Genomic DNA, 21,419 nt, shown 5'->3' with positions numbered 1-21,419 from the left:
CTTGGGCGCCGGCTACTCCGGCGCGCCCGCCTGTTCCATTACCTGCCGATAAAACAGCCATTCCTGTTCCAGGGCGTGCGCCTGATTGGCGGCCTTGCGAAAACCGTGGCGCTCTTCCGGGTAATAGTGCGCCTGGGCCGCAATGCCGTTGTCCTGCAAGGCCTTGAGCATGTCCCGGGTCTGCTGGGGCACCACCACGGCATCAAGTTCGCCCTGGAAGAAAATCACCGGCACGCGAATATTCCCGGCATGCAGCAGCGGGGTGCGCGCCTTGTAGCGTTCGGCATCCTGCTCGGGGTCGCCGATCAGCCAGTCCAGATAGTCGCCCTCGAACTTGTGGGTCGCTCGCGCCAGGGCCACCGGGTCGCTGACGCCATACAGGCTGGCGCCGGCACGGAATACATCGGCGAAGGCCAGCGCGCAGAGCGTGGTGTAGCCGCCGGCACTGCCGCCGCGAATGAACGCCCGCTCGCCGTCGACCAGGCCCTGCCGGGCCAGATAGGCGACCACCGCACAGGCGTCCTCCACATCCACTTCGCCCCAGCTCAGGTGCAGGGCTTGCCGGTACTCGCGGCCATAGCCGGTGCTGCCGCGATAGTTCAGGTCGGCCACGGCAAAACCCCGCTGCGCCCAGTACTGGATGCGCGGGTCGAGTATCGGATAGCAGGCCGAGGTCGGGCCGCCATGGATAAACACCACCAGTGGCGGGCGGGCGTCGTCGCTCATGGCCGGGTAGAAAAAGCCGTGGGCCTCGCCCTGGCCGCTGGGGTAGCGCAGGGTTTGCGGGCGGCTGATCTGCTCGGGCGGCAGGGGCGCCACGCCGCCAGCCAGGACCTTGGCCTGCTGCGATTGGCGGTCAATGGCGATTACCGCGGATGGGCTCACAGGGGAGGCCGCGATGCAGTAGATAAACCGTTCATCCAGCGCCAGGTTGCGGAAGCGGCTGTAGTCGCCGCTGAAGTCCTGTTGCGAGCCCTCGGCCGGGCGCAGCCCCAAGCGGCCAAAGCCGGCTTGCGTCCAGGTACCCAGCCAGCTGTCGCCGCCCAGCGGCAACCAGGTGCAGCCGCCCAGTTGCCAGGGCGCCGGGGCGTGATCGGCAGCGGCGCAAGGCAGCATGTGCAGGCCGCCCGGCGCTTCCCCCCAGGGTTGCCAGAAGCCGGCGCGGTCGGTCAGGCAATACAGGAGCCCGGCTTCATCGAAGCGGGGTTGTTGCAGCGACTCTTCTGCGCCGTCACCGGCCAGGCACCGTGGCTTAGCCCAACGGTCATCGGCCAGGCGTTCGGCGACCATCAGGCGGGTCGAGGTCCAGGGCTGGTGGGGGCGGTCCCATTCGATCCATGCCAGGCGCTGACCGTCCGGGCTCAAGGTAGGGGCGGCGTAGAAGTCCGCCCCTTCGGCCAGCAGCTGGCGTTTGCCATCGGCGAGGTCGATGGCCACCAGGCGATGCTGGTTGTCGTATTCCTCCACCGCCAGCACCTGGCCGGCGGCGAATTGCAGGTCGCCATAACGGCAATCGCCCGATGTCAGGGCTACCGGCGTTTCGCCCAGCAGCGATTGCCGGTAGAGCTGCTGGTCCGCTTCGTTGACGAATACCAAGCCATCTTCGCTCAGGCAAAAGGCGCCGCCGCCGTATTCATAGACCCGGCTGCGCACGCTGAAACCTTGTGGCGTCAGGCAGCGGGCCTGGTGGTCGCGCCAGTGCCAGATCCGGCAGGCGGCGTCTTCGGGGCGGTATTCGTTCCAGAACAGGCCGTTGGCGCCGAGCCGTAGCTCGGCGAAATCGATACCGGCGGCGACGGCTTTGGCGGCGCTGAAAGATTCAGCCCTTGGCGATGAGGCGTGAGTTTCGTTCATTACGGAAGGCCAGTTGCTCGATGGTCTGGGTAGCGTGCTCGGCTTCTTCGCGGGCCTTGAGAATCACGCCGTGATGGTGCGACTTGCTGCACACCGGGTCGGCATTGCTGGCATCGCCCGTGAGCATGAAGGCCTGGCAGCGACAGCCGCCGAAGTCCTGTTCCTTTTCATCGCAGGAGCGGCAGGGCTCAGGCATCCAGTCATAACCACGGAAGCGGTTGAAGCCGAAGGAGTCATACCAGATGTGCTGCATGCTGTGCTCGCGCACATTGGGGAACTGCACGGGCAATTGCCGGGCGCCGTGGCAGGGCAGGGCGGTGCCGTCCGGCGTGACGGTGAGGAAGAGACTGCCCCAGCCGTTCATGCAGGCTTTCGGGCGTTCTTCGTAGTAATCCGGAGTGACGAAAATCAGTTTGCACGGATGCCCTTGGGCTTCCAGCCTGGCACGGTATTCGTTGGTGATGCGTTCGGCGCGCAGCAGTTGTTCCTGGGTCGGCAGCAGGCCGACGCGGTTGAGCTGGGCCCAGCCGTAGAACTGGCAGGTGGCGAGTTCGACGAAGTCGGCTTCCAGGGCAATGCACAGCTCGATGATGCGGTCGATCTTGTCGATATTGTGCCGATGGGTGACGAAATTCAGCACCATCGGGTAGCCGTGGGCTTTCACCGCCCGGGCCATTTCCAGCTTCTGGGCGAAAGCCTTCTTCGAGCCGGCCAGCAGGTTGTTCACCTGTTCGTCGCTGGCCTGGAAGCTGATCTGGATATGGTCGAGCCCGGCTTTCTTGAAGTCGCTGATCTTCTGTTCGGTCAGGCCGATGCCGGAGGTGATCAGGTTGGTATAGAACCCCAGCTTGCGCGCCTCGCCAATCAGCTCGGCAAGGTCCTGGCGCACCAGCGGCTCGCCACCGGAAAAGCCCAGCTGCGCGGCGCCCATTTCCCGCGCCTCGCGAAACACCTTGAGCCACTGCTCGGTGCTCAGCTCCTTGCCCTGCTCGGCGAAATCCAGCGGGTTGGAGCAGTACGGGCATTGCAGCGGGCAGCGGTACGTCAGCTCGGCCAGCAGCCACAGCGGCAGGCCGACTTCGGGCTTGGGCGGTATCGGCGCTGGCGAGTCAGCCAAGTTCGATCCAGTGCTGTGCACGGGCGACCTCCATGAATTGCTCGATGTCGTCACCGAGCTCGGGCACGTCGGGGAACTGCACTTCCAGTGCCTGGATGATCGCCGCGACATCCCGTTCGCCGTCGATCAATCCGCCGATCAGTGCGGCGCTCTCGTTGAGCTTGATCATGCCTTCAGGGTAGAGCAGTACATGGCCTTTCTGCGCCGGTTCGTACTGGAAGCGGTAGCCGGGACGCCAGGTCGGGGTCTTGCTGCGATCGAAGCTCATAGCGTGATTCCTTTGTGCCAGACCCGTTCTGCGGTGACGCTGTGATACGGCGGGCGATTGAGTTCGTAGGCCATGCTCATGGCGTCGAGCATGCTCCAAAGAATGTCCAGTTTGAACTGGAGAATTTCCAGCATGCGCTCCTGGCCGGCGCGAGTGGTGTAGTGCTGCAGGGTGATCGCCAGGCCGTGCTCGACATCGCGCCGCGCCTGGCCCAGGCGGGTGCGGAAGTATTGGTAGCCGGCCGGGTCGATCCAGGGGTAATGCTGGGGCCAGCTGTCGAGGCGCGATTGGTGGATCTGCGGCGCGAACAGTTCGGTCAGCGAGCTGCTGGCGGCTTCCTGCCAACTGGCGCGACGGGCGAAGTTGACGTAGGCGTCGACGGCGAAACGCACCCCCGGCAGCACCAGTTCTTGTGAGCGCAGTTGGTCCGGGTCGAGACCGACCGCTTGCCCCAGGCGCAACCAGGCTTCGATGCCACCGTCTTCGCCGGGGGCGCCGTCGTGGTCCAGCAGGCGCTGAATCCATTCCCGGCGAATTTCCCGATCCGGGCAGTTGGCGAGAATCGCCGCGTCCTTGAGCGGGATATTCACCTGATAGTAGAAGCGGTTGGCGACCCAGCCCTGGATCTGCTCGCGGGTCGCCCGCCCTTCGTACATCGCCACGTGGTACGGGTGGTGGATGTGGTAATAGGCGCCCTTGGCCCGAAGGGCCTGCTCGAATTCGACGGGGGACATTGCTGTGTCAGTCATTGCGGTTCTCCGGGGAACAACCGTGGATAGTGTTGCCTGATCGGGCCTCATCGCGGGCAAGCCTCGCTCCTGCGGGTAGCGCTGTCCGTAGGAGCGCGGCTTGCCCGCGATAGCTGCTGTGGTTACAGCTCGATGCTCATGCCGTCGTAAGCCACTTCAACGTTACGCCGCGCCAGTTCCGCGCGTTCCGCGGAGTCCTCGTCGAGGATCGGGTTGGTGTTGTTGATGTGGATAAGCACCTTGCGCTGCTCTGGCAGTTGCTCCAGCACTTGCAGCATGCCGCCAGGGCCGTTCTGCGCCAAGTGGCCCATCTCCCGCCCGGTCCGGGTACCGACGCCGCGGCGCTGCATCTCGTCGTCTTCCCACAGGGTGCCGTCCACCAGCAGGCAGTCGCTGCCGCGCATGATTTCCAGCAGCGCATCATCGACCTTGCCCAGCCCGGGGGCGTAGAACAGTTTGCCGCCGGTACGCAGGTCCTCGACGATCAGGCCGATGTTATCGCCCGGGTGCGGGTCGAAGCGGTGCGGCGAATAGGGCGGCGCGGCGCTGCGCAACGGCAGCGGGCTGAAACGCAGGTTCGGGCAGGCGGGGATGGTGAAGCTCTGGTCGAGCTCGATGCGGTTCCAGTTCAGCCCGCCGTTCCAGTGGGTAAGCATGGTGAACAGCGGGAAGCCGGTGCTGAGGTCTTCATGGACCATGTCGGTGCACCAGACTTGATGCGGGCAGCCTTCGCGCAGGCTGAGCAGGCCGGTGGTGTGGTCGATCTGGCTGTCCATCAGGATGATCGCGCTGATCCCGGTGTCGCGCAGGGCGCGGCCCGGCTGCATCGGAGCGAAGCCCTGGAGCTGGGCGCGGATGTCCGGCGAGGCGTTGCACAGGACCCAGTTCACGCCGTCATCGGAAATGGCGATCGACGATTGGGTGCGAGCCTGGGCCCGCAGGCTGCCGTCGCGAAAACCCGCGCAGTTCGCGCAGTTGCAGTTCCACTGCGGAAAACCGCCACCGGCGGCGGAACCTAGAATCTGGACAAACATGGCCGCTCCATCAGGTTAAGGCTGAAAATAAAAACGCCCCGGCGAGCCGAGGCGTTGCACTGCGCGAGCAATCAACGGCTGGCGAAGTACATGGTGACTTCAAAGCCGATACGCAGGTCGGTGTAGGCAGGTTTGGACCAGGACATGGAGATGCTCCTTCAGGTGGGTGGGACGGTTGAGATCTATACATATAGTCCACCTCCAACCGGAGATGTTCAGATGCTTAGGGGGCTATCTTACTAAATTCCCCCCGGGGAATGACCGCAATTGTTGAAGAAAGCTCATTGCAGCCGGGGTAAAGATCATTCGGCCGCTTGCCAGGGTTCGCCCGGGCATGCGCCGTTGGCCAGGCAGCGCCAGCCGCCTTGTGCCTGCTGCAATTGTTCGGCCGCGAGCAATAGCTGTGGCCGGGTCAATGCCATGATCTGCCCTTGCAATTGCGCCAGGTAATCCGACGGATGGCCGGCCAGCCGGCCCTGCCAGAGCAGTTCGGCCAGCTGTGCCACGGGCAACGCACGGGCGTCGAACTGGGCGGCGAGATTGGTTTTCAGGTCGTCCAGCGAGGCCTCATCCAGCGCCCCGACCAGCTCTGGCAGTTGCGCAAGAAACGCCCGGATATGTTCGAGAATCTCGTTCAGCGAAGCGCTGGGCGATTGCACGCCGAACAGCAGGCCGGCCTGGCCATTGATCTGCCGCACGCCGCTGAACACCGCGTAGCCCAGCTGCAACTCGACCCGCAGGCGCTGATAGAACGGCATCTGGCCGAGCTGCCCCAGCAGCCGCCAGGCGGCTTCCTGCTGAAGGGCGGCGCCCGGTGCCGGGCAAAACAGCAGCAAGGCCTGCTCGCCGGGGCCGGTGGCGATCTCATGCCAATGCTGCTGCGCGGCTATCGAGGGTGGCGCAGACAGCTGGCTGTCGGCGGTTCCCGGGGCTTTGCCCAATGCAGTGCTGATTGCACTCTGGGCCTGGCCCAGGCCGATGGCCAGGCCGTCCCAATGGGCGTCATCCCATGGCGTTTGCCAGCCTTGCTCATCCAACGGATGCAACGCAGGTATGTCCAGGCAACGTTCGGGCAGTTCCTCGAGCAATTGCCGGATCGGCGACAACGGCGCGGCAGCCTCCGGCGACACCGGCCCAGGCTCCGCGCCGGCTTGGCCCAGTTCCAGCAATGCCTGTTGGAGCATCGCCGGGATGGGGTCGGCAAGTCCCTTCAACGTCAACAGGCATTGGTTGCCCAGCGCAGCCAAAGACAGCTCGACCCCCGCCTGCAGCCCGTCCTCCCGCAGGTTGCGCAGACGGTTCTGCAAGCGGCCACGCAGAGCCTGCGGCACTGCACTTGGCAGGCGCCAGCGCAGGTACAGGGCGGCCTCGCCGGAGTCGTCGGCGATAGCCTGGCTGAAGGTCATGGCCGACGATTCGCGACGCTGTCGCAAGCGATCCTGGGCGAAGGTCCGCAAGCCACGGTGAGCGCTGGTTTGCCCGCGAATCAAGCCGGCCCGGGCGGCTGGCGTCGCGCTGCGCAGGAATGGATTGGACGCAGGCAGTTGCCAGGGGATAGCGCTGCCGGTTGCCGTCGAGGGTTGAAGTTGCGCCAGCAGCGCCTTGAGAGCCGTGACACCGCGCTCGGACAGGTACGGCTCCAACTGTTCGTTGGCCAGTCGTGCCAACGCCAGCGCGCCGGCCACCTGGCATTGGCGCTGTTGTAGCAGGGCATATTCGTCGCGCAACGTCGGCCAATCGTCCTGGTTGCGGAAAAAGGCCAGCCAATCGAAGAGCAACTCGCTGACCTGCTCCGGCTGTTGGGCGCCTTGCTCGGTCAAGTCGAACTGGATATGCAGCAGCGCCTGGCCGGCAAATTGATACAGCGGCGCGGCCTTCAAGCCTTCGACCAACGTGCGTGCCTGGAGCGTGGCCAGCAGCCCGCCGGGCTTGCCGGAGGCCAGCCAGGTGCAGAGAAAATCCAGGGCTTGGCGTGTGGCCGCGGGCAATTGCTCGCAGGCGAACAACAGGCTCAGGTGGCGACCCTCGAGCTGCTGATAATGCTGCGGCGCAGAGGCCAGCAAGGGCACGGGCGCGGCTTGCGGTTGCGTTTTACCCACGGCCAGGACGGCGCCGAAACCCTGTGCCAGGGCTTTCAGCTCGTCCAGAGGCTGTGGCCCGGCCAGGCTCAGGCTCATCTGCCCGCTGTGGTAATGCGCTTGATAAAAATCCTGCAGCGCCTGTTGGAATGCCGGACGCGGCACGTTCAGGCTGTAGCGGTTGCCGGCGTGGAATGCCCGCAGCGGATGCTCCGCCGACAGGCCGTCGAACAAGGCGAACTGCCTTTGTGCCGTGGCATCGCGCGACCAGGCGATGAACTCCGCGTGCAGCACTTCGCGCTCGCGCAGCTGGTCTTCCTGGCTCATGCGCGGGTGGGCAAGCATGTCGGCCAGGCGCTCCAGGCCGGCAGCGAAGTCGGCAGGGGGCAGCTCGAAGAAAAAGTCGGTGTGGCGTTCGCCGGTGCTGGCGTTCACCTGGCCGCCGTGGCGTTGCACATAGGCCATCAGGCCCTGCTCCGCGGGAAAACGCTCGGTGCCGAGAAACAACAGATGTTCGAGAAAGTGCGCCAGCCCGGGCCAGGCCAGCGGTACATCGTGACTGCCGGCCGAGACTCGCAAGGCCGCCGCGCAGCGCGTCAATCGAGGGGCGTGGAACAGTGAAACCCGCAGGCCGTTGGCCAGGGTTTCTTGATGAGGCAAGGGATGGTTCAGCGCGGGCATGAGCACTTCCAGAACAGTGAAGCGCCCATGCTAGCGGATAACCCTGGATCAGCGCTTGTTCAGGTCGTCGTAAAGCTCCGGACGCCGGTCATGGAAATAGCGGTTGGCCGCGCGCGACTCGAGCATCAACTGGCGGTCCAGCGTGCCGCTTATCAAGGCCTCATCCAGCCCGGCGAGGGCGATCCGCTGGCCGTCGGGGGCGGCGATGCTGCTCTGGCCGCAGTAGTGGATATCGTCTTCATGACCGCAGTAGTTGGCATAGGCCACATAACATTGGTTTTCGAAGGCGCGCGAACGCACGGTGACATCGGCGACAAAGTCGTAAGGCAGCATGTTGGCGGTGGGCACCAGGATCAACTCGGCCCCGGCCAGCGCCAGGCGCCTGGCGTTCTCCGGAAATTCGATGTCGTAGCAGATCAGGAAACCGAGCTTCCAGCCGTTGAGTTCCACCAGGGGGAAATCGTCCGGACCTGCGCTGAACATCGAGCGGTCGAGATCGCCGAACAGGTGGGTCTTGCGGTAGTTGCACAGGCGCTGGCCGTTGCGGTCGATCAGTTGCACGGCGTTGTAGATCTGGCCGTCGTCGGCGCGCTCCGGGTAGCCGTACAGGATTGCGATGCCTGCCGACCGGGCGAGGTTGGCGATATGTTGCGCCGACGGTCCGTCCTGGGCCTCGGCCAGGGCGCCCACGGCTTCGACACCGATGTTGTAGCCGCTGAGGAACATCTCCGGCAGCACCAGCAGGTCGGCGCCGGAAGCTTCCATGGCGACTTTCTGCAGGCGCTGCAGGTTGCCGGCGACATCCAGCGGTAAAGGGCGGCATTGATAAAGCGCGACACGCATGGTGATGACTCCTCTGTGCACTGGGCTGTCACTGTAGCCGTTGCCGCGGGCGGCTCAAGAGCGTCGCGCTCGATCGCAGCCTGCGGCAGAGGCTCAGGTTCAGTCGGCCAGGGCGATCGGGCCGATGTCGTGGAACACGTCGCCCGGCCCCGGGTTCTCGGCGTAAGTCCGCCCGCCGAAGTGCTTCATGATGCCCCAGACCGCATTGAGGGAGGTCTGTACGGCGCCCTCGACCCAGGCCGGAGTCCAGGACACATCGTCGCCGGCGATGAAGATCCCGCGCTGTTCGGCAGGCAGGTCATCCTGCATGAAGTGCGCGTACATGCGCTGGTTGTAGCGGTAGTGGCCGGGCAGCGCGCCCTTGAATGCACCGAGGAAGTGCGGGTCGGCTTCCCAGGACACGGTGATCGGATCGCCGATGATGCGCCCGGCGATATCGACTTTCGGGTAGATCTTCTTCAGGGCGTCGAGGGCCAGCTTGACCCGTTTTTCCACCGGGTGCGGCAGCATCTTCAGGGCGTCGCTCATCCACGAATAGGACAGGCAGATAACCCCCGGCTTGTCGTCGCCATTGTCAAACAGGTACGTGCCGCGAGTCAGGCGATCGGTGAGGGTCATGCTCATCAGGTCGCGACCGGTTTCCGGATCCTTGTCCTTCCAGAACGGCCGGTCGACCATGACGAAGGTCTTCGACGACTGCATGTAGCGGGTGCGGTCCAGGGCCATCCACATCTTCTGCGAGAACAGCGATTCTTCGCACTCGATCTGGGTGGTCAGCAGCCAGCTCTGGCAGGTGGTCAGCACCGCCGCGTATTCGCGGGTGTCGCCCCAGTTGTCGGTGACGCTGAAACGGCCATCGGCGGCCCGGGCGATACGTTTTACCCCGGGACGCGGCGCGCCATGGTGCAGCGAGCTGAGGCTGGTGCCTTGCGGCCAGTGGGCGCAACGCTCCGGTACATGGCGCCAGATGCCCAGCGGCACCTGTTCCACGCCGCCGACCACCAGGTGCTGGTGATCGTCGCAATTGGTCATCACCACGCGGAAGATTTCCAGCATCGAGTTGGGGAAGTCCGAATCCCAGCCGCCAGTGCCGAAGCCGACCTGGCCGAACACTTCGCGGTGATGGAACGACAGTTTGGCGAACGCTTTCGAGGTGGCGACGAAGTCGTAGAAGGTGCGGTCGTCCCACAGCGGCACCAGGGTGTTCCACAGTTCCTTGAGACGCGGCACATCGCGCTCGCGAATGGCCTGCTGGATTTCGCTGAAGCGCGAACCGTCCTCCAGGGCATCGGCCCAGGCGTCGGCCACTTCCTGGAACAGCGCCGGCAGGTCGGCGAGTTTCTGGGCGTAGTGCGTCTGGCCTTCGAGGTCGATCACGGTGCTGCCGGAAGCCGGGGTCAGCGGGTTGGGAAAGGGTTTGGTCTCAAGGCCGAGCTTGTCGACGTAGTGATAGAAGGCCGTGGAGGACACCGGGAAGCGCATGCCGCCCAGCTCGGCAATGACTCCTTCGGCGCCTTCGAACGCCTGGGAGCGCAGCCGTCCGCCCATTTTCGAGGCTTCGTACACCACCGGCTTGAGGCCCAGCTTCATCAACTCGTAGGCCGCCACCAGCCCGGCGATACCGGCGCCGACAATCGCCACTTCAGCGCCATGGTTGGCCTCGGGGATGCTGCCCAGGCCGGCTGGGTGCTCGATCCAGTCGTCGAAGGCGAACGGGAAGTCCGGGCCGAAAATGGTGATGGGTTTTTTACCGTCTGCAGGATGGCGATTGTTCTTGTTCATGGCTGACCTTGCTGGCAACTCGAGCAGAGCGCTGAGTATAGGAAAAGATGGCAGCCATTTTAGGGAGCGTTGCGCACGTTAATAAGACGCAAAGTGTCGTCGATCTGGATGATTTTGGTTCAATCTGACGATGTTTTTTTACTAACTGACGAGCGGCTTTCTGTAGCCGCTGCCAAAAGGCTGCGATCGAGCGCGAAGCGCCCGCAATCGGGTTACCGCGCCTGGAGAAGCTTCAGACGGGCTGTCCGCGGTCGATCTTGCTGCTGAGGATGATCGAGGTGGTGGTCTTGTCCACGCCGTCGACGCTGCCGATCTGGTCGAGCAACTGGTCGAGTTGTTCCGGCGAGTCGGTGCGCAGCCAGGCGACATAATCGAATTCGCCACTCACCGCGCAGAGCTGCTGGACCTGGGCCATGGCGCTCAGGCGCCGCAGCACCTCCTTGCCGGAGCGCGGCTGCACCTTGATTCCCACGTAAGCCTGCAAACCGCCATCGATGACCCGCTGGCCCAGCCGCACGCCGTAACCGGTAATCACCCGGGCCTTTTCCAGCCGCGCCAGGCGCGAGGTCACGGTGGTGCGGGCGATCCCCAGCTGCCGGGCGAGCATGGCCACGCTTTCGCGGGCATTGATCTGCAGGGCCGCGATCAATTGGCGGTCGATTTCGTCGAGGACGGGAGGGCGGCTGTCAGACAAGGTGAGCTCCGGCGCGGGCAACGGTGGCCGAGCATGTTACAGGCTTGCTCCAGGCGATGCTTGTGGCATGGCGTCGGCTGTTGGCTGCGGCGGCGCCACGACGGCCAGGCTGATCCCGGCCTTACAGAAAAACCGCGCAGGGCGCGGTTTTCTTGTGGGCGCATACCGCCTGTCCGAGCATGGAAAGCTCAGCGATTAACCAGCTTGTCGAGTTCGTCGAGGCTGATCTTGGGAATGATCGAGGTCGGGATGCTCGACGTGGGGGACAGGTTGTACACCGCGAAATCCTTGCCCATGACCTTGTCCGACATCAGCTTCAAGGACGGCAGGATCCGCGATTGCAGATGCTGGTCCAGGCCGCAAGGCGACTTGAAGGCATCCGTTGTTTCATAAAAACGCCCCATGGCAGGAGTCAGGTCGACTCCCACCAGGATCGCTGTGTTGAAACCGGCGTGATAGGCCAGCTGAAGCGCCAGATAAGCCACCGTGCGGGCGTCGAAATAACCCAGCTCGAGGTTCTTGCTGAAACCGATGGTCCGGCTCCTGTTACCACTGAGCAGGGGAGGGCGAACCAGATCGCGGTGGCTCCCGAACAAGCGTTCCTTCCAGGTCTGTCGCGGTACTTTCTTCAGCAGATACAGCTCGCCGCTGGGCTGGCTGGTCCGCGCATTTTCTTCCCAAAGCGCCACCCGCTGACTGACAGCCATCGCCTGGGCGAAGAGTTCGGGTTGCTGGAGGGGGAAGCTGGAGTCGGTGCAGGCATAGAAAAAGGGCCGTATAGCGGTCCCCCGGAACATCGAGATGGCCCCGTTCATGGTGATCATCGGGATGTTCGCAAAGGCTTCGATGGGAAAGTCCTTTGCGGAACTACCGGATGCAATGATGAAAACAGGGCCTTGCTGAATATTTCGGCAACGGGCGAACCCCGTTACCTGGCCAGGCGAAGGCGCCGTGGGTACTACTTCCATGTGCTTGTCCGAATCATCAGGCCACTCTGATTATTAGGGGGTGGCTTAGGTGCTGTACATGACGGGGGAAGAACAACCTCCCGCAATTTAAAACGCAGTCTAGGGCCAAACAGGCATCACGCACGACTTCCGCGCAGCTATGACCATCAGCGGTTTTAATAGTTGTGCAACGCGTCGATTTTGGAGGCTCTGCCGCCTTGTCGACCGCCAGATGGCTGATCCCAGACGACAATGATGTCATCTCCCAGCGGCTGATGCAGCGCCGATTTCTCATGCGGCGCCTGGCCTCTGCCGATTCGTCGGCATTATTTCAGGTGCGTTACAATTCGCGGGTCTATCCCGGAGAGAGTTGCAAGTGGAATACATGGATTGGGAGAGTCTCAAGAGATTCTGGCGCATCGAAGTCATGGGCGGTGAGGAAAAGAACTTCAACTTCAAAAGGATGTATCGGCGCCTTCGTCAGAAAGAACAAGAGCATTATTTGTTCTGGTTCAGACTGGCACAGCATCTTCATCGACGTCCGAAAGGAATTTTTAACTACCCCAAGATGGCCCGGCGAATTCACGCCAGCTTAGTTCGTACCCATGGGATCGATATCATGCTGGCGGCAGAGATTGGCCCCGGCCTGAGCTTCGCTCACCGCGTCGGAATAGTCATCGCGGATGCGGCGCGAATAGGCGAAAACCTGTTTATTCGCCAAAACACGACTATCGGCGTGCGAGCCAGTGGCCAGAAAGGGCTGATCTATGTGGGTAACAATGTTGAGTTGGGCGCCAACGTTTGCATCATCGGCGACAACATACGCATTGGGGACAATGTAACCATCGGCGCAATGGCCTTTATCAATAAGGACATTCCCGATAACAGCACTTGCTATACCCGGCACGTAGCGATAATCAATCAGAAGTAAAGAACTTCAACGGGCTTTGTTAGGTTGTTAATACGACAACTTCAAACTTAAGCAATCACGGCCTGGATATAAAAAATGCCAGGCTATGGGATTCGATCCTGGCGCAGGATCAGGCTCGTTTCAGGCCCGGATGCCGTCAATTCCAGCCCTGAATATTTCAACGTGGACATTTTGTACGCGCTTCAGCAGTTTTGATCGAAACCTGGATGAACGGAGCCCATCTGCCAGATACGCAAAAGCCGCGCAATGCGCGGCTTTCAAGGTGGTGGGCCCACACGGACTCGAACCGTGGACCAAAGGATTATGAGCCCTAATAAAACACCTGTAATCATTGGGTGTTGCGGTTATGGCCAATGTTTAAAGGGATATTTGGGTTTATTGGCGGTGGGTATGTCGAACGGGTGTGGACACTTTGTGGACATTGGCAGGCGGTTAGAGTGTTGTTCACCCGATCCAGGATTGTTTGTCCGTCCCGTTGTCTCATGCCTTCTGAGCCCGATGACGTGCTGTGCAATTCTCGCCGGCTCAATAATTGGGCTGCAGTCCCCAGCCTGCCTGGCTTTCAGCTCCTCGTCGAGGGCTGACCGAACCCGACCTGATACACAACTTCTAGAGCCGCGCTGATTTTGAAAACTGCGGTCTACTTCTGTTTTCCAGACTCCCGCCCAGGCGGGCCGGTGCCCGGGGATTTCTCAGGCTGACCCAGGACGCCACAGCACGCTGTGAAAGCGCATGACATTTCTTTGCACAACCTTACACGCCATGCAGTTGCCAAACGCCTTACAGACCCCGTGGCGGGCCTGGGCTAGGGCTTGGTTTGCACCACCCCACTGGTTTGCACAAAAAAGGGACACAAAGCCCGCCGGCGGGAGGGGGATAAGTGCATTTCTGCTCTATTTTTCTTTGATCGAGAGTTTCTAAAGCGCAGTGGTCTTTGCCGCACGGCTGATGGATGCCGTAGCATCTACCCATTAGACAAGAGGATGTAACGATGATTGATGAAAGAGGACTTATCGCGACCTTGATTAGTGTCCTGAAAGATGGTCGAACGGCTGAGGAGCGATCAGGTGCGGCTCGTGGTCTTGGCTATGCAACTGGTGCCGAAGCAATCGTTGCCTTACGTGAAGCGCTGATAGAGGGCCGGACAGCGGAAGAGCGTACCGCTGCTGCAGAGGCTCTCGGAAGGGCGTTGGCCAACAGTCGTTCCTGATACGAAAGCGGTCTGTAGCTGAAAAAAAGCCCCCCAGTTATGGCGGGGCTTTTCAGTAGGGCAAAAGTACTTAAACCTTGAGAGGTTTTTTTTCCCACTTCAATGCAAGCTTTTCGAAGTCTTTGTAGAACGTCTGCTTTCCGGTCTGGTGTCGGACTGCGTCGATAAATGGTTTGGCCTTTCGATATAAAGTCACAACGTTCGTCCGATTTGCCTGACGAAGCATTTCTTCGTGATAAATACCTTCGTTGATGCCGACACAGATTCGTTCCCAATGATTCAGGACGTACTTTACTGAGCGGGCTTCATCGCCATCCGCCTTTTCAGGCTGCAGCAAGTCTTTGATTGATCCAGCCGGGTCATGCATTGCAGCGACCATCTCATTGCCCAGGCGCAGCTGCTCATCCATTCGACATCCAAACATCAGGTCAGCTGTTTGTTTCTTCTTGGCAGTCGACTGCACCTTGATGACTGAAATAATAGCAACCAGCACGCCGGTCATGAGCAGTAAATTTCGAAAGGCCTCAGACGCAAGCTGTGAGGTAACCGACGTACAAATATCCATTTTTTTGATTTACCCATAAAAAATGGAGACCAATGGTCTCCATTCAGAATCTGTAAGCAGCGGTTTAGAAGCCTTCGTACTCTTCGTTGGCTCGTACGGACAATACGTTCATATTTATCCCTCTCCTTGTGCTTTTCTGAGGTTTCGAATTTGAGCGTGCGTTATATAGCACTGGCTTGATGCCAGTCAACAAGCCCTTAGCCTCTTTCCTCCGAGGCTTACTGAGCCCCCAAATCCCCGTTTCCATAGAGTAGACGGTTTTTCAGAGAAATCGTTCCCAGTTTTCGATAGCGAGCGATAGGGGCCGAATGGGAATTTGCTCGGCATGAAAGCTTTTTGATTTCATAGGGTTATTGTTTTCAGTTGTCCATAGAGCATTGTTGCTTTCGCTGCGTTGCCCACAAATGTCTTCGCATCAGCAGAACTGGGGGTAGGACCCGGTACGTGTGTGTGCATTGCCAGTTGGGTGTTCATCTGCTGCAGCAAGTCTAGCGTTTCGCACACCACCTGAAACAGATTCACGCCTTCTGACCCTATCCACGTTTTTGGCGCCTGCAGGCGCTGGCTAACATTCGCCACGCTCCGGCGCAGACCCTGGATCTGTTCCTGCATGTCGCCGCCGATCGCGGCGTTATGCTTCTGCCCCACCACCAAGTTGAGATCCCGGCCCGTCGCCTGGTGCAGATCGTCCACGGCCGCGAGGCTCGCGGATCCGCCCGACAGCAGCTTGAGCGCGCCCAGCGCCTCGATCGTCTTAATCCCACCTACTGACTCGGTCGAATGGTCGTCGATTGTCTGCGCGTGGTTCTGGTAGCGCTCAGTGTTGCCCAGGGCTTCCACTTCGCGCTCGATCGCCTTGTCCTGAATCTTGCCATCGGTCTGGCGTAACCAGTTGCCATCCGCATCGACGCGCTGCTGGCAGGCCTCACTGTGCTGCCAGACCTGGTCGCCTTTCGGAACCCGGGGCATGCTCAGCCCGTGCGGCAAAATCGTCTGTATGTAGGGCTTGTGCGGCAGCCCGTAGGCGAAGCACACCACCACCGTGGTGTTTTCCTCGGGGAAGGCATAGATGCCCATTTCCTCGCCGCCCGTGGGCAATGGCAGCGGTACGCCGGCGAGTGTTGGCAACGACGTGTCGGGCTCGCCATCCGGGCCCAGGACCTGGATATCCACCGCATAGCGCGGCCGGAAGTCGTCGCAGATCCCCGCAGCCGCCGGCGCATCGGCAACGCCGACCACCCGGGCAAAGCGCGGCAGGTGGTAGCCGCCGGTCAGTTCTGGAAATTGCCGCTCTACGCTGCGACGGATTGCGTCGTCCATTTGATCGCCATTTGACTGTGAACCAGCGTCACGTTGGTGATGCGCTCGCCCTGGTTGATTGTTGCACCTGGTCGCAACCCCGGCAGGGCCGCGACCATCGCACTTTGGTTGCCCTGGTAGCCGTCGAACAGCTCAACGGGCAGCTCCAGCGACGGCCGGGCGCCGAAAAAGCTATCCGCCCAACTGCCCACGAAAACTTCGCCGTCGCCCTGCTGCTGCCAGATGAAGTCGGGGATGTTGAACACCCGGGCCAGGCTGTCCATGGCCTGGTAGCCGGCCGCCAGGCTGTAGAAAAACGGGGCCTTGACGCTCGCATAGGGCCGTTCCGGAACACGGAAGCGCAGCCCGGTCTGTTCGCTGATCTCGCCCAGGACGGCGCGTAAATCGACGTGGCGCAGGTTCAGCGGCAGCGGGTTGCCCAGGATCGCGGCCACCTCTCTGCAGAACAGCACCTGCTGCACGCTGTTGGCGGCGGTGCAGCGCTCCACGTAGCCGATAAAGTGACGCTGCAGGGTGCTTTCGTTGTACCCGATATCGAGCGTTACCAGCCCTTTGACCGGGGCGCTGGCCTGGATTGTGAACGTGGCGCGGCCCGGGTTTTTCAGGTCCAGGCGCACCTCGTCCTTGACCAGGACATAGCGCTGGCCGGCAACGGCCAACACCTTATGCAATTTCATGGCGTGCCCACCCCGCCAATATAGTCGTCCAGCTTTTTCAGGGTCTTTTCGAAGCCGGAAAGCTCTTGAGAGCCGCCGGTGCCCTCGGCACCGCCTCTGCTGCCGACGGCTGCGCCTGGGCCCGATTGCGCCGTGACCTTGTTCCCTGGGCGCCGGCCTTCGACTTTCTCGGGGTTCGATACCTTCTCTGTGAGCGTGAACTGAATCCGCCAGGCGCTGAGTGTGTCGTCCTCGCGGGCGCTGACCCCTTCGGCGAACTGCACCTGGCGAATACCGAACGCGGCGGCGGTGTCGTTCACCACCCTATAGGTCTTGAGCTGGCCACCGCCGGCGGTGGCCTCGGCCAGGCGCATCAGGTCGCTGAGCTGCGAGTGATCGACAAACGGGATCGTCAGCGAGACGGTCAGGGTCTTGGGCTTGAAGCCCTTGTGGGCCTTCTCGGTGTTGCTGGTCTGCCCAGACATGTCGTCGCTTTCTATGCGCAGGTTGGCGGTGATTTTCAGGAACTTGCCCTGCACCTGTTCCCCATCGAGCAGCAGCGTCATAGACCCACCAATTCACGAACGAAGCTCAGGCCCTTTTCAGAGCCCACCAGCAGCGCGCCGGCACTCAATACCCATTCATGCCCGGGCGGCTCTCCCTCCAGAAGCCTGCGGCGCAGCTCGGCCGCATTCCCTGGACCGATCAGGCGGGCACGCATGCTGCTGTCGCTGCTGCCGCCGGTGAGTAGGGCTTTCAGGTCGTTCAGCTGCTGATCGCGGCCCTTCTGCTGTGCGGTCTTACGGCTGGCCAGCGCGGCCAGATCGCCCATCGGTGACCCATCGGCCGCGTAGCTCTCAAGCACGGCGAGCTGGCCGGCCATGGACTGCTGAGCAGCTTTCAACACGGTGCAGCGCTCCAGGGGCAGCGCCTGCCAGCGCGGCAGCGTGCCTGGGGTCGAGATCTCCCACTTTTCAGCCTCCAGCTTCGACAGGTGACGGGCGCGGCGCTCGGTTCGCACCAGGTCCGGCATCGGTAGCAGCGCATTGAAGCGTGCCAGGCTCGCGGCGAGCTGGTCGAAGCGCGTGGCCAGGAACAGCAGGCACAAGGCGTACTGTTCCTGGGCGGGCCGGCCGGGGTCGCTCGCGTCCACCAGTTTGTTGCCCAGCTGCTGCAGCAAATTGGGCGCGGACAGAAAACGCTGGTAGCCGCGACCCTGGCCAACTCCACTTTGGAAAGGAGTGACTACCAGGCAGGCCGGCGCCTCGCCCATCTGTTCGGACAGCGCAGCACGTCCGGCGGCGATCGCGCCTTGGGCGGCGTTGCCCACCGGCCCGGGGTTGGTGCTGGCCAGGCCCTGCAGACCGGCCAGGCGTAGACCAGTGCTGGCCAGCTCGCTACCGGCCAGATCCTGGGCGGCGGACAACTGCCCCATCCATTGCGTGGCCTGCTCGGGCCAGCGCATCGATACGGCTGGCCAGGTCATGCCGGCGGCGTCCATTCGATCGCCTGCATGGCCTTCAATTTCTTATCTTTCAGAGCGATTTCCAGCGCCTGTTTCAAGTCGTTGGCGTGCTGCAGGGCGGCCTGTTTAAAGCGCACCTGGTCCTGGCCGACCTCGCGCAGTTGCTGGGCCGTGTGCGGCCGGAATTCGCGCACCTGGTCAACGTCGAGACAGGCGTATTCGGAGTCCAGGCCGCTGATAATCAGGCTGGTAAGGTTCAACTGGTCGTCCATTGCACTGCTGTAGCGGTACGGCGCGCCCAGGGCGCTGGAAGTAAAACCGCTCTTGATGTACTGGCTGCAGCCGCTATTGATCGCCTGCAGTTTCTGCCTGTAGAGCGAATCCAGAACCGCGCCAATATCGTCCACCCACTCGCCGTTTTTCCAGACCTGGTCGGGGCCGGGTTTTTTTGTCGTGTAGCCCGATGGAATCGGCTCTATACCATTCAGCGTTCGTGGCTCGCCGGTGGTGATGCTGTAGACCACTAGCCCCTGGTAGTAGTCCACCAAGCTCCAGGCCTGACCGTTCCAGTGGGCAGCCTTATTCTCGGGGATCAGTGGCGGTGGTGTTTCTACGCAGCCAGCAGGGATCAAAAACACCCCAGGTTCCAGCGGCGACTCGTCGGCCTCGCTAATGCTGGTGAATAGACCCAATGGGGAGGTTTGATAGACCGTCTTTGTTTTTGCCATCGGGCACCTCAGTATTTGATGAAGGAGTACAAGGCCATGTTTACAGGCCGCGATTCATGGCTGCCGTCACCGGCGATAGCTATCGCGTGGGTGTGCGCGCCATCTCCTACGATTCCCAGCCCGTGGGTATGCGCACCGGCAGCGTGGGTAGCCGCTGTGGTGCCGGCCTCATAATTTGCTGTGGTGAAGTTGGGGCTGCCGCCGCCGACGTTGTTGTTCTGCGCTCGCGGCGCGGTGTGGACGTGTGCACCCGCTTCGGCGACATAACTGCCTGGGTGGTAGTGCCAGCCCGCTTCGCTTGCCGAGGCGGCATGCGCGTGCCACCGGTTCTGGCTGTCCTGAAAAGTTCCTTGACCCCGGCCGGCGTCAAATCCACGGCCGTCGTCAACGTCCCGGATGAACAGCCCTCGTGTGTCTGGGAGGTTGAAGGTCGTGGCCCCATCACCTGCGCCGTACAGCGTGCCGATCGTTGCGAACAGAGCTGCAAAGGTGGTCCGGCTCACTGCCGCTCCGTTACAACGCAAGGTGCCGGTGGGTACGGTTCGGCAGAAGGACTGGACCAGCGTTCCAGCGGGAACAATGTCATTCGGTTCCAGATTGCCGGAGTGCCACAGCTGGACGGTTGGCGTCCACTTGCCTACTTCCGCGACTGAGCGTGCAAAGATCTTCGGTACCGGTACCCCCTGCTGCATCGCGATTTGCCCGCAATAATCACCACCCACGTAGGGCATGGTCACGACCGAGGCATGCCCGACAAAACTGGTGGGCGCATCGTAGATGGTGCTGAACCCGCCTTTTTGCCTGAACGCATCGGGTGCGGGGGGCACTTGCGAATCACTGGAACCCAGACCGCAATCGCCGATCTTCAGGCCGTCCGTGATGCCGTAGCCAGCCAACGTCGTGGCCTTGTCGGCCTTGTACCCCGGGTTGAAGTTCGCGCTGTGCCAGATGGTGTTGGCATTCCAAAGTAGGGCGCCGGTGGCATCCATCGCCAGGTCGCCAGCGGTAACCGTCCCCCAATGAAACATGATGCGCGGGGCGTAGTCGATATGGTTCTGGGCATCCTGAACTAGCATTGCTTCGCGGATTTCCAGCGCGCCCTTGTCGTATTGCCGACCCGCTGCCGGCGCATAAAGTCGCGGGCGCTTGTCGGTGTAACCGGTCGGGATCGCGTCAGTGATGCCGTAGCCGTCAAGCGTCGTAGGCTTGCCGGTGGTGATTTTGCTCCAGGCCAGGTTCGGGATATCAGCAGCAGCAAGCGACCCGCCAGCGGTCACCAGGCCCTTGGCGTCGATCGTAACTTTCGTGTACGTCCCTGTTGTCGCGCCGCTGTCCGCCAGGGTCAGCGCCAGGGTCACGTCTTGGCTACCGTCGAAGCTGGTGTTCCCTGTACCGGCCCCGCTGATCGCGATCTTGCGGGCGGTGGCCAGCTGCTTGGCCTTGCCCGCCGGCATGGTTCCATCGACCAGGGCCGCGACATTGACCTGAACACTGTTGACCGCTTTCGTCGTGGCCAGGATCTCGCTGCTGTTGCTCGATGCGTCGTCGCTCTTGGCGTTGGGCAGGTTACCCAGGTCCACGTCGTCCTTGGTGGTGGCCTGGGCGCGCAGCTCTGGATAAGTGCCGACGCGGGCAGCCAGGTGCTGCAGCAGCGGCCCCTTGATCGGCTCCACTATCCGGCGATCGGTGATGGCGTCGGTGGTCAGGTCGCCCAGGACCACGCAGTAATGCTGGACGCCGGCGCTGTCCACGTAGTCTGCCTTGTTGGCCGCGAACACGACCTGCCAGCTGGCCACCACGTCGTTGGATTGACGCTGTAGGGCAACGTCGAGCCAGGCGGTGCTCGGCAGGCTGGTCGGGGTGATGTTCACCGCCGCCGGCAGCAACACCCGGACGCCCTCGATATACGCCTGGCCAGGCTTGAGCCGATAGACCTGCCCGACTTTCTCCAGCTGCAGCCCACTGTCGAAGAAGCAGGCGCGGCCGTACACGTCCCGATTGCTCAGGCGCTCGCGCTCGTCTATGCCCTTGAGGCGAACGGTAAAGTCATGCTGCCAGGTGCTGGCGTCAATCGTGATGCCGGTCAGTTCCTGGGCGCCGGTGAACTCGACCAGGATATTGCGCGTGACGTTGTTGCCCAGCTGTAGCGGCGGAATATTGCGCCGCTTCTGCTGCAGGGGCACGTAGGCCACGGCGAACAGCACGTCTTCGGCGGTTTCCAGGCCGAGCCAATTCCAGTCGAAGTCGCCGATATCGCTGCCGAGCATCGAGCTGTAGACCACCTGGTTAGGGTTCACGTATCCGCTGTTTCCTGGCGGGATCGTGTAGGTGTGCATGATCTGGTTGGCCGGCGGTTTGGGCGCCGCCCGATCGATCGGCGATTGCGGGTCCAGCCCTGGGACGTTGGCAAAGATGAATCGGGCAACGTTCAAGACTTGTTGGGTGCCCTGTTTCTGGGCAATCAGGCTTTCGCCGGCAAGGGTAATTCTGGCCACAG

20 protein-coding genes are annotated in these 21,419 nt (G+C 62.0%); 2 read left to right on the top strand and 18 right to left on the bottom strand.

The features are described 5' to 3' along the window. Positions 1-12 precede the first annotated feature (12 nt). The 11 genes from BLV20_RS19610 to BLV20_RS19560 all read right to left on the bottom strand — a co-directional run bounded on the left by BLV20_RS19610 (position 13) and on the right by BLV20_RS19560 (position 12,068). Complete coding sequence (locus tag BLV20_RS19610) at positions 13-1,854, bottom strand: S9 family peptidase (protein ID WP_092304143.1); 1,842 nt, start codon at positions 1,852-1,854, stop codon at positions 13-15. Further along, positions 1,820-2,992 (bottom strand): pyrroloquinoline quinone biosynthesis protein PqqE, encoded by a 1,173-nt coding sequence (gene pqqE, locus BLV20_RS19605; RefSeq protein WP_092304142.1) that lies wholly within the window; start codon positions 2,990-2,992, stop codon positions 1,820-1,822. Before pqqE ends, BLV20_RS19610 begins: the two co-directional genes overlap by 35 nt. After that, complete coding sequence (gene pqqD / locus BLV20_RS19600) at positions 2,964-3,239, bottom strand: pyrroloquinoline quinone biosynthesis peptide chaperone PqqD (RefSeq protein WP_028684206.1); 276 nt, start codon at positions 3,237-3,239, stop codon at positions 2,964-2,966. The genes pqqE and pqqD overlap by 29 nt, the downstream gene beginning before the upstream one ends. Next, positions 3,236-3,988 (bottom strand): pyrroloquinoline-quinone synthase PqqC, encoded by a 753-nt coding sequence (gene pqqC / locus BLV20_RS19595; protein ID WP_092304141.1) that lies wholly within the window; start codon positions 3,986-3,988, stop codon positions 3,236-3,238. Before pqqC ends, pqqD begins: the two co-directional genes overlap by 4 nt. Positions 3,989-4,110: 122 nt before the next feature. Then, positions 4,111-5,022 carry a pyrroloquinoline quinone biosynthesis protein PqqB gene (pqqB, locus tag BLV20_RS19590; protein ID WP_092304140.1) on the bottom strand — a complete coding sequence of 304 codons (912 nt, stop codon included), beginning with the start codon at positions 5,020-5,022 and terminating at the stop codon, positions 4,111-4,113. Positions 5,023-5,093: 71 nt separating this feature from the next. Then, on the bottom strand, positions 5,094-5,168 hold the full coding sequence (gene pqqA, locus BLV20_RS19585) for a pyrroloquinoline quinone precursor peptide PqqA (RefSeq protein ID WP_009045898.1): 75 nt from the start codon (positions 5,166-5,168) through the stop codon (positions 5,094-5,096). 156 nt (positions 5,169-5,324) lie between these two features. Beyond that, a complete protein-coding gene (gene pqqF, locus BLV20_RS19580; RefSeq protein WP_092304139.1) occupies positions 5,325-7,781 on the bottom strand; it encodes a pyrroloquinoline quinone biosynthesis protein PqqF in 2,457 nt (818 codons plus the stop codon). A gap of 48 nt (positions 7,782-7,829) precedes the next feature. Continuing rightward, positions 7,830-8,624: a carbon-nitrogen hydrolase family protein gene (locus BLV20_RS19575; protein ID WP_092304138.1), complete on the bottom strand. Its 795-nt coding sequence runs from the start codon at positions 8,622-8,624 to the stop codon at positions 7,830-7,832. Positions 8,625-8,723: 99 nt separating this feature from the next. After that, entirely contained in the window at positions 8,724-10,406 is a 1,683-nt protein-coding gene (locus BLV20_RS19570) for a flavin monoamine oxidase family protein (RefSeq protein WP_092304137.1), read from the bottom strand. Positions 10,407-10,638: 232 nt separating this feature from the next. Beyond that, entirely contained in the window at positions 10,639-11,100 is a 462-nt protein-coding gene (locus tag BLV20_RS19565) for an Lrp/AsnC family transcriptional regulator (protein ID WP_075122096.1), read from the bottom strand. Between the two features lie 188 nt (positions 11,101-11,288). Beyond that, a complete protein-coding gene (locus BLV20_RS19560; RefSeq protein ID WP_256577837.1) occupies positions 11,289-12,068 on the bottom strand; it encodes a lipopolysaccharide biosynthesis protein in 780 nt (259 codons plus the stop codon). Positions 12,069-12,423: 355 nt separating this feature from the next. Between BLV20_RS19560 and BLV20_RS19555 the strand changes: the two genes are divergently transcribed. Together BLV20_RS19555 and BLV20_RS31070 are read left to right on the top strand one after the other, a co-directional pair. Then, positions 12,424-12,978, top strand: a complete 555-nt coding sequence (locus BLV20_RS19555) for a serine acetyltransferase (protein WP_218190307.1) — start codon at positions 12,424-12,426, stop codon at positions 12,976-12,978. 991 nt (positions 12,979-13,969) lie between these two features. Further along, positions 13,970-14,188 (top strand): hypothetical protein, encoded by a 219-nt coding sequence (locus tag BLV20_RS31070; protein WP_139192720.1) that lies wholly within the window; start codon positions 13,970-13,972, stop codon positions 14,186-14,188. Positions 14,189-14,258: 70 nt separating this feature from the next. On the opposite strand, the gene BLV20_RS19550 is transcribed toward BLV20_RS31070, so the two are convergent. From BLV20_RS19550 to BLV20_RS19520, 7 genes are all read right to left on the bottom strand, one after another. Continuing rightward, positions 14,259-14,690 carry a DUF4760 domain-containing protein gene (locus tag BLV20_RS19550; RefSeq protein ID WP_256577836.1) on the bottom strand — a complete coding sequence of 144 codons (432 nt, stop codon included), beginning with the start codon at positions 14,688-14,690 and terminating at the stop codon, positions 14,259-14,261. A 405-nt stretch (positions 14,691-15,095) separates the two neighbouring features. Beyond that, positions 15,096-16,073, bottom strand: coding sequence for a hypothetical protein (locus tag BLV20_RS19545; protein WP_092304133.1), 978 nt, complete (start codon positions 16,071-16,073; stop codon positions 15,096-15,098). Next, the gene (locus tag BLV20_RS19540) at positions 16,046-16,750 is read right to left on the bottom strand and encodes a hypothetical protein (RefSeq protein ID WP_092304132.1); all 705 of its coding nucleotides are present in this window, start codon (positions 16,748-16,750) and stop codon (positions 16,046-16,048) included. Before BLV20_RS19540 ends, BLV20_RS19545 begins: the two co-directional genes overlap by 28 nt. After that, positions 16,747-17,295: a baseplate complex protein gene (locus tag BLV20_RS19535; RefSeq protein ID WP_092304131.1), complete on the bottom strand. Its 549-nt coding sequence runs from the start codon at positions 17,293-17,295 to the stop codon at positions 16,747-16,749. Before BLV20_RS19535 ends, BLV20_RS19540 begins: the two co-directional genes overlap by 4 nt. Further along, positions 17,292-18,215, bottom strand: a complete 924-nt coding sequence (locus BLV20_RS19530) for a hypothetical protein (protein WP_092304263.1) — start codon at positions 18,213-18,215, stop codon at positions 17,292-17,294. The genes BLV20_RS19535 and BLV20_RS19530 overlap by 4 nt, the downstream gene beginning before the upstream one ends. Beyond that, positions 18,212-18,922, bottom strand: a complete 711-nt coding sequence (locus BLV20_RS19525; protein ID WP_092304130.1) for a DUF4376 domain-containing protein — start codon at positions 18,920-18,922, stop codon at positions 18,212-18,214. Before BLV20_RS19525 ends, BLV20_RS19530 begins: the two co-directional genes overlap by 4 nt. A gap of 8 nt (positions 18,923-18,930) precedes the next feature. Further along, positions 18,931-21,417: a phage tail-collar fiber domain-containing protein gene (locus BLV20_RS19520; protein ID WP_092304129.1), complete on the bottom strand. Its 2,487-nt coding sequence runs from the start codon at positions 21,415-21,417 to the stop codon at positions 18,931-18,933. Positions 21,418-21,419: the final 2 nt, after the last annotated feature.

This window comes from Pseudomonas sp. NFIX28, from assembly GCF_900107395.1.
Classification (GTDB): domain Bacteria; phylum Pseudomonadota; class Gammaproteobacteria; order Pseudomonadales; family Pseudomonadaceae; genus Aquipseudomonas.
Note: the sequence above shows the minus strand (reverse complement) of the source record. Positions and strands in the feature narration are given on the sequence as shown.

Excerpts from the sequence above, each read along its gene's own strand:
- BLV20_RS19530 (WP_092304263.1), bottom strand. The coding sequence starts at position 18,215 with ATGACCTGGCCAGCCGTATCGATGCGCTGGCCCGAGCAGGCCACGCAA.
- BLV20_RS19545 (WP_092304133.1), bottom strand. The coding sequence starts at position 16,073 with ATGGACGACGCAATCCGTCGCAGCGTAGAGCGGCAATTTCCAGAACTG.
- pqqC (WP_092304141.1), bottom strand. The coding sequence starts at position 3,988 with ATGACTGACACAGCAATGTCCCCCGTCGAATTCGAGCAGGCCCTTCGG.
- BLV20_RS19575 (WP_092304138.1), bottom strand. The coding sequence starts at position 8,624 with ATGCGTGTCGCGCTTTATCAATGCCGCCCTTTACCGCTGGATGTCGCC.
- BLV20_RS19540 (WP_092304132.1), bottom strand. The coding sequence starts at position 16,750 with ATGAAATTGCATAAGGTGTTGGCCGTTGCCGGCCAGCGCTATGTCCTG.
- pqqD (WP_028684206.1), bottom strand. The coding sequence starts at position 3,239 with ATGAGCTTCGATCGCAGCAAGACCCCGACCTGGCGTCCCGGCTACCGC.
- pqqF (WP_092304139.1), bottom strand. The coding sequence starts at position 7,781 with ATGCCCGCGCTGAACCATCCCTTGCCTCATCAAGAAACCCTGGCCAAC.
- pqqB (WP_092304140.1), bottom strand. The coding sequence starts at position 5,022 with ATGTTTGTCCAGATTCTAGGTTCCGCCGCCGGTGGCGGTTTTCCGCAG.
- BLV20_RS31070 (WP_139192720.1), top strand. The coding sequence starts at position 13,970 with ATGATTGATGAAAGAGGACTTATCGCGACCTTGATTAGTGTCCTGAAA.
- BLV20_RS19525 (WP_092304130.1), bottom strand. The coding sequence starts at position 18,922 with ATGGCAAAAACAAAGACGGTCTATCAAACCTCCCCATTGGGTCTATTC.
- BLV20_RS19560 (WP_256577837.1), bottom strand. The coding sequence starts at position 12,068 with ATGGAAGTAGTACCCACGGCGCCTTCGCCTGGCCAGGTAACGGGGTTC.
- BLV20_RS19570 (WP_092304137.1), bottom strand. The coding sequence starts at position 10,406 with ATGAACAAGAACAATCGCCATCCTGCAGACGGTAAAAAACCCATCACC.
- BLV20_RS19610 (WP_092304143.1), bottom strand. The coding sequence starts at position 1,854 with ATGAACGAAACTCACGCCTCATCGCCAAGGGCTGAATCTTTCAGCGCC.
- BLV20_RS19550 (WP_256577836.1), bottom strand. The coding sequence starts at position 14,690 with ATGACCGGCGTGCTGGTTGCTATTATTTCAGTCATCAAGGTGCAGTCG.
- BLV20_RS19535 (WP_092304131.1), bottom strand. The coding sequence starts at position 17,295 with ATGACGCTGCTGCTCGATGGGGAACAGGTGCAGGGCAAGTTCCTGAAA.